A 7089-nucleotide genomic window follows, 5' to 3' on the forward strand; every position below is an offset into this window, starting at 1 on the left:
AACAGGTAGTGGTCGCTGTCTGATCCGCTGGCTGGGATGTCGGTCTGGGACTTGAAGATGATGTGGGTGTCTGTCGTGTTGAGGTTACGAACCTCTCGGTCGACTTCGTTCCAGGAGCCGCCGTTCCTGTAGAAGATCCGCAGGTCGTTCCCGTCTGAGCGTAGCTTTCCGCTACTGATGAGCGACTGCGTGTCGATACCTGTGACCCGAATCGTGTAGCCGTTGTAGCCGCCGGACGGTGCGTTGGCTCCAACGTTGATCGTGAGCTGCTGGCGATAGCTGAACCCCAAGGGAGCTTCGTCGGAGACCCGAACGAATTCGAGAGAAGTCGCTGAGGCGATCCGTCCCCGCACCATCGAGTTCACGGGTCGGTTGCCATTGTGACGGCTCTGGAAGATAAGGAAGGCTTTCGAGGGGTCGACCGACGCAATGGGGACCGTGAGGGTATTCGTGCCGCCGTTCGAGAAGATCGATGCCGTGCCGCTTTGAACCGTCGTCCAGGACGCGGCAGCATTGAAGGAGTTACCTCCACTATCGGTCGTGTCCGAAAAGGCCGCCCGGGAGCTCGGCAACGAGACAACCATTGCAGCCACCACCGCGTAGAGCATGAACACGAGGGTGGCCGGTTGCGGGCGCCTATCCCCAACCATGGCCTTCCCCTTCACGTCGCGCCCAAGACTCGTACCCGTCGAGGAGGACGTAGCGCGCTGCCCAGAGGACTAACAGCGTGCCTGTCGCCCAGAGCGCCAGTTTTTCCCAGGCTCCCGTCCGGTACCACACCAGGGGTAGCCCGATGAACGGAACCCGCAGCCGTCCCACCCCAACGACCTGATCGGGACGGAGGGCGGTAGAGTCAGGCTGGGCGTTGGCATCACCCCTTGTGCCGTAAGACCCGTCGGGATTGACGCTGACGATCCGGTGGGTCACGAGGCCCGATACGGCAGGATCGGATATCACAACGACGCTCCCCGGTGACAGTCCCTGTCCGTCGGACGGCGTGACAACCACCACATCACCGGTTCGGATCGAAGGTGACATCGAACCGGAGGTGATCACCACCGACTGCCAACCCGGAATGAATGCAGGCAGGACCGCCCAGGTTGCAAGGAAGAGAACGGCGTACGTCGCAAAGAGCCCCACGAGACCGAAATAGAAGCGCACTCTCACCGCGACCGGTTCCCGAAGCCTGGGGACGTCCCCCACATGGTCTGGTTCGAGGACCAGACCATGTGGGGGACGTCCCCAGGGGTCTGGTCCGAGGACCACCACGGGCTTGGTCCCGATGGTTAACTCTGGTGTCATAGTCGGCGACTGCATCGCAGTTCCCTCTCAAGAGCATCCGGGATGAGCGGCCGTCAGCTCATCCCGGTAGTTGATATCGGCCGTTGGAGCCGACTATTTACTGGTTCTGGGCTTCCCACGTGAACGTCGCTGTGCCGTTGAGACCCTGGGCTGCGTTGTTGTCCTGCAAAGACACCGTGATCCGGTAGGTCCTCGACTCGGGGTTGGCAGCCGGCGACCAGCCCGCAATACCGTTTCCGAAGTTCGTGTAGGTGGAAGCGAAGGTGGCCAGGGTGCCAGTGAACGGCGTGGAGCTGAGGGTGAACCCTGTGCAGTTACCAAAGGCGCCACCTGTCCCGATGTCGATCGTCACGTCGAGGTATGCGTCGAGCCCAGTCCCGCCCACGGTGCCGTAAAGCCTGACGTCGGCAGGTACAAGGCTGCCGCTATACGTGGCAACGATACAGTTCGTGTTCGAAGATCCCGGCTTCATACCCGATGCGCTGAACAATGCAGATCCGGAATCGTCGTCGGTGATCACCACCGTACCGGCGGACCAACTATTCGAAGCGTTCGACGTGGTGTCAGAGAACGCGCTACGCGAGCTCACGACCACCAAGGCGCCGACCACCAAGAAGGCAGACAGCGCCGCTCCAAGCCGGACCATGGCATGTCTCTGTGCTGTGGGACCACCGGTGGGGGTAGTCGGTGAGTGGGTTGTTTCGGTGGTTTCGGTCACGAGTTCCTCCTTCGTGGGTCTATGCGTACGAGACGCAGGTTCGTCTCACCTCAGATATCGGCCCGTCCCCCAGGGGCCTGAGCGCTATAATGCGCTACACCACAATGACTAGTCACCTCCGTCGTGGCACAGCAGGCTTCTCGGCGCAGTAGCGTTTGCCAGACTGATATGCGAGTATCTCGCCGCCGTATTCGAGGTAAGGTTCGCCTGGTTGGATTCAGGCGGCACATGTCGGTGAGCATTCGGATTCGGGAACAGTGTTGACGCGCGCCTGGCAGCGATGGGATCCGACCGGCCCGCCGACGGATCCACGAGGGTGCGGCTGGTGGAAGCGGTCAACGGCCCCGGCAGCGCTTGTGCTTGAAGCCCGAGCCCCAGGGGCACGGCTCATTGCGACCGACCTTTACACCGACTGACGGTTCGAGCGGGTTGGTCCTTGCCCGCAGCCGCCGCTCGGATGCTCTGAGCGACCGGTCTCTTTCGTCAAGGCGTCGTTCTCGAGCATCGAGATCCTTGGTACGTGCAACGAACTTTCGCTCCAGCTCAGCGCCCAATACGGCCCTGTCATCCCTGTCTTTGCTGAAAACGGTCCCGAGTTCGTGATCGACGAGTCCAGCATTCCCCCGTCCCATCGTGACCCCAACGGCGTCGCAGTAGCGCCGCCACGTCGACCACACCGCATCGCACACCGAAACCTCGACCAATTGCACGCCGTCGGTGTGATCGAACTCCACGAGGACCCTCTGTGTCAACCTTGTGTGAGACAGATCGTATTGGTGATTTACTGTCTTGAGAGGGTGACGAGAGGAGAATTGTTGGATGTCTATTTCTGCGGAGGGTCGGTTGGGTAGTCCAGCCGGCTACGTGAGCGATCCGGATCCTGAGGTCCCGGAGCGTGCGAAGCGCCGGTCGTATTCGGCGAGGTACAAGTTGGAGATCCTTAGCGAGTATGAGGATCTTGATCGTGAGGGAAAGGGTGCGGTGCTGCGTCGTGAGGGTTTGTATTCGTCGCTGATCTCGGAGTGGCGTAAACAACGCGACAAGGGTGCCCTTGCGGCGTTAGCGACGAAATCTGGGCGCCAACCGCTTGATCCGGTTGAGCGGGACAACGTTCGGTTGCGTCAACGTGTCGGGCGGCTTGAGGAAGAGTTGGGGACGGCACGTCGGGTGATCGAGGTCCAGGGAAAACTCTCCGCGCTGTTGGAGGAACTCGCCACCGACAGCGCCCACAAGACCAGCGGCGGCGGGCCGAAGTGATCAACGACGCCATCTTCGAGTTGGCTCCGTTGGTGGGTGTCACCGCGGCGTGTGCCGCGGTGGGTCGCCCCCGTGCCACACATTACCGGTGGCATCGTAAGAGCCCACTACCGGCAAGACCCGACCGGGTGGCCAAGGCGCAGCCTCGGGCACTTGGCGAGGTTGAACGAAAGGAAGTGTTGCGGGTCCTTCACGAACCTCAACATGTTGATGAGGCACCCGCCACTGTGTACGCCAAGTTGTTGGACGACGGCGTGTATCTGGCGTCGACGTCAACAATGTACCGGATCCTGCGAGCTGAGGGTGAGGTGTCTGAGCGTCGCCGTCAAGCAACCCATCCGCCTGCGGTGAAACCCGAGTTGGTCGCTTACGGCCCGAACGCGGTGTGGTCGTGGGATATCACGAAACTGTTGGGGCCGGTCAAATGGACGTACTACTACCTGTATGTGATCATCGATATCTACTCGAGGTACACACCGGGATGGATGCTTGCACACGTTGAACGGGCCCACCTTGCTGAGCGGCTCCTCGCCGACACGATCCGGACCCAAGGCGTTAACCGGGGTGAGCTAACAATCCACGCGGACCGGGGAGCCGCAATGGCATCGAAACCTGTTGCCCTGCTCCTTTCGGATCTCGGGGTCACCAAAACCCACTCCCGCCCCCACGTCTCAAACGACAACCCGTACTCGGAAGCGCAGTTCAAGACGTTGAAGTATCGGCCCGAGTTCCCGACACGTTTCGGATCGATTGCGGATGCCCGCAGCTTCACGCAACGTTTCTTCATGTGGTACAACGACGAGCACCGTCATTCAGGTATTGGATATCACACACCTGGGGATGTGCATTACGGACGGGCAGAAGCAATCCGACAGCAACGAGCAGCCGTCCTCGACGCCGCCTACCGAGCACACCCGGAACGGTTCGTCGGTAAACCGCCAACACCGCCACCGCTTCCACACACAGCGTGGATCAACAAACCCGAGGAGGAAACCCCGACCCAATGAAACCATGAACCAGCCGTCTCAAAAAGGTTGACAGGTTCCGGCCTCGACCGAAATGAATTGGGGTAGGCGCCTCAAATAGGCGATACCGGGGGCATCCCCCAACTGCTTCGATAGCTGGGGGCGGGGCCCGCTTCGGCGGGGCACTGCGTTTTGGGACTCACCAAGGCGACCGGGTTCTGAGTTACTCCGACAACGTCGCTCAACGGCGGGAAATCATTCGACCGGCGGATGCGATGAAGGCAGCGGTAAGAGTCCAACCAACGGCGATTAGAAGAACTGTGACGAAGCGAACGGTCATTCCCCCGACCGCCCATGGCCAGAACGTGACATCGGCCCCGCCGATCGCCGCGTCCACAGTCCAAACATCACGCTGGTCCAGATCGACGATCGGGATCAAGACGTCTGCGGCATAGATCAATGGTTGGAAACAAGGATACGCAGTGGAACAGGAGGTCGCAGTCGCGACGGATTCAAGGTTCGTGGGTTCCATCACCCCGCTACTTCCGGCCCACCAGAAGAAGAGAGCGGCAACCACGAGAAACGCCCCAAATATCACCAGAGACTTAGCGGGTCGATACCCGTAATCAGTAAACGTTCCCCAAACCTTGTGCCAGCGAGCTGGCCATGCCTCGAGGGTCCCGTTCCGGTCCTTTTCCTTACAAATGCCGACGATCCTCGCGTTTGCATTCTCTCCGATTGCCCGATAGACCGACGCAAGCTGCTCATATGGCTGGCTGTGGAAACCCTCCGAACGCCTGATCCAATCGATCCGTGCTTGAATGCCAGCGCTATGGCGTGGAGCGAATCCTGTGTAGGTAAAGCGATGAAGATACAGTAAACCTTCCGAAGGCCACTGGTAGATGTCGTCGTCAATCAGACCGACCGACGCTGCAGTTAGGTCTACACGCGTCAGCGGATCCAGCTCCTTAGGCTGCCACAGGAAAGCGCCGGCTACGGTTGCCTCTTGCAAGCTAAGTCCCACTTCATCGGGTGCTGAGAAGGATCCATCGACACAAGACAACTGTCCCCCCACCGACATGCCCGCCAGCCGCACTTTCCCCACGGCGTGAAAATCTCCAGTCAAGAATACATCGCGACCGACCGTCGCTCCATCTGCATTGAGGGCAAAACCACCTTCATTGCTAAAAGTGCCACCCTTGCAGGTGAGTTGCCCTCCAATGGAGGCACCCAGCAACCTGACTTCGCCATGCGCGGTAAACCCTCGGCCTAGGAACATTCCGCGGCTGATTCGCACGCCGTCGGCATTGAGGGCGTAGCCCCCTTCATTGTTGAAGGTACCGCCCCTGCAGGAGAGAGCTCCGCGAATGACCGCACCCATCAGACGGACCTCACCTTCGGCCGTGAATCTTCCCACCACGGCCCCGTCCCCTTCGGACTCGCGCCTGCTTTCCAGGGCAACGTCACCTCGAACGTTCGCCCTGTCGACGGTGAGGGCGCATCCACCCCGGTTGACAAACGTGCCTCCAATACACGAAAGAACCCCGTCAACATTCGCCCCAGACAGGATCACAGCGCCGAGGGCACTGAACCCGTCGCCCATGAAAATGTCACCGGCGACGCGTGCACTATCCGCGTTTAACGCTGCACCACCTTCATTCTCGAACCTGCCACCTGCACAAGACAGATGACCGCCGATCACTGTGCCCACTAACCTGACCTCGCCCTTTGCGCCGAAGCCCTGGTCGAACAGCACGCTCCCGCGAACGTCCGCGTGGTCCAGAGCCAGCGCAACCCCGGCTGCGTTTTCGAAGGAACCTCCCCCGCAGTACACCTGTCCTCCAACGCTGGCGCCGAGCAGCCTTACCTCTCCCTCTGCTGAGAACCCGTCGGACAGAACTATGTCTCCGGAAACCCTAATTGCATCGGCACTCAGCGCGGACCCGCTCGCATTGGAGAACGTTCCACCAGCACATCGCAACTGCCCACTGATCGAGGCTCCAAGGAGACGGACGTCGCCGTGCGCAACGAACCCGTCGATTAAGAAAACCCCTCGTCCAGCCTCCAAGGCGTCGGCCCGCAACGCGTTCCCTCCCGGATTGCTAAAGGTGCCATTCCTGCACGACAACTGTCCGCCAATTGATGCGCCCCACAGCCCGACCTCACCGCGGACGGAGAAGCCATCAACCAGCATGATGCTCCCGCCGATTCTTGCGCCGTCCAGGTTTACGGGACCTGAAGACTCTGTACCGCCAAGGTCAAGCGTGTGGTCGAGCCTCAGCTCAAACGCGGAAATGCCAGCGATCCGGGACTTAGTGACGGAAATCCATGAGCCGGTCGCTTGCTCAAACACAATCTGCTCGTTCGTCTCAACGCAATCGAGCATGAGTGGGACACGGAGATGAGCACTCTCGAAATCCAATCGACCCTGAAGGGTTACGCCACGGATACGTACCCCTTTGGCGTGAACAGGGATTCCGGAGCCAGGAATCTCGCCATTCACAACAAGTTCGCGAATCCAGTCCGCCGGAATCAAGGGTCTACCAGCGGGCTCCCACCACACGCCTTCAATCGCGCACGCGTGAAGCTCTTCACGACCGTCGTTACTCATCGAGCACACACTCTACTCCAAGAGTGTGGCTGGCCATCGCCCACCGGAGCATGGCTGATGTGGATTGCTGTCATCCGCTGGACAAGAAAGTTCAGGGGCGAATAACACACCGCTACGCCACGTCCGGGACACCGACCAACTGGATCCGGGTCGTCGCGGATGCGGGGGCGTCACCCGTCCTCGACATGGAGGCTCGGGCGAGTTTCGCATCAGCGGTTCCTACATCTCCCTCACCG

The 7089-nt window shown here is 60.3% G+C and carries 7 protein-coding genes; 2 read left to right on the forward strand and 5 right to left on the reverse strand.

The genetic code is table 11. The features are described 5' to 3' along the window. From IIC71_14790 to IIC71_14805, 4 genes are all read right to left on the reverse strand, one after another. Nucleotides 1–608 (reverse strand): hypothetical protein (locus tag IIC71_14790; GenBank protein ID MCH7670447.1); only part of this gene is annotated, 608 nt, incomplete at its 3' end. A 28-nt stretch (nucleotides 609–636) separates the two neighbouring features. Further along, nucleotides 637–1317, reverse strand: a complete 681-nt coding sequence (locus tag IIC71_14795) for a signal peptidase I (GenBank protein ID MCH7670448.1) — start codon at nucleotides 1315–1317, stop codon at nucleotides 637–639. Nucleotides 1318–1399: 82 nt separating this feature from the next. Continuing rightward, nucleotides 1400–2020 carry a hypothetical protein gene (locus IIC71_14800; protein MCH7670449.1) on the reverse strand — a complete coding sequence of 207 codons (621 nt, stop codon included), beginning with the start codon at nucleotides 2018–2020 and terminating at the stop codon, nucleotides 1400–1402. Nucleotides 2021–2355: 335 nt separating this feature from the next. After that, nucleotides 2356–2754, reverse strand: coding sequence for a hypothetical protein (locus IIC71_14805; protein MCH7670450.1), 399 nt, complete (start codon nucleotides 2752–2754; stop codon nucleotides 2356–2358). An 85-nt stretch (nucleotides 2755–2839) separates the two neighbouring features. Between IIC71_14805 and IIC71_14810 the strand changes: the two genes are divergently transcribed. Continuing rightward, on the forward strand, nucleotides 2840–3277 hold the full coding sequence (locus IIC71_14810) for a hypothetical protein (GenBank protein MCH7670451.1): 438 nt from the start codon (nucleotides 2840–2842) through the stop codon (nucleotides 3275–3277). Beyond that, the gene (locus tag IIC71_14815) at nucleotides 3274–4284 is read left to right on the forward strand and encodes an IS3 family transposase (protein ID MCH7670452.1); all 1011 of its coding nucleotides are present in this window, start codon (nucleotides 3274–3276) and stop codon (nucleotides 4282–4284) included. The genes IIC71_14810 and IIC71_14815 overlap by 4 nt, the downstream gene beginning before the upstream one ends. Nucleotides 4285–4483: 199 nt before the next feature. On the opposite strand, the gene IIC71_14820 is transcribed toward IIC71_14815, so the two are convergent. Continuing rightward, nucleotides 4484–6853: a hypothetical protein gene (locus tag IIC71_14820; GenBank protein ID MCH7670453.1), complete on the reverse strand. Its 2370-nt coding sequence runs from the start codon at nucleotides 6851–6853 to the stop codon at nucleotides 4484–4486. Nucleotides 6854–7089 lie beyond the last annotated feature (236 nt).

Source organism: Acidobacteriota bacterium, assembly GCA_022562055.1.
GTDB lineage: Bacteria > Actinomycetota > Acidimicrobiia > Spongiisociales > UBA5794 > BMS3BBIN02.

Excerpts from the sequence above, each read along its gene's own strand:
- IIC71_14795 (MCH7670448.1), bottom strand. The coding sequence starts at position 1,317 with ATGCAGTCGCCGACTATGACACCAGAGTTAACCATCGGGACCAAGCCC.
- IIC71_14810 (MCH7670451.1), top strand. The coding sequence starts at position 2,840 with ATGTCTATTTCTGCGGAGGGTCGGTTGGGTAGTCCAGCCGGCTACGTG.
- IIC71_14820 (MCH7670453.1), bottom strand. The coding sequence starts at position 6,853 with ATGAGTAACGACGGTCGTGAAGAGCTTCACGCGTGCGCGATTGAAGGC.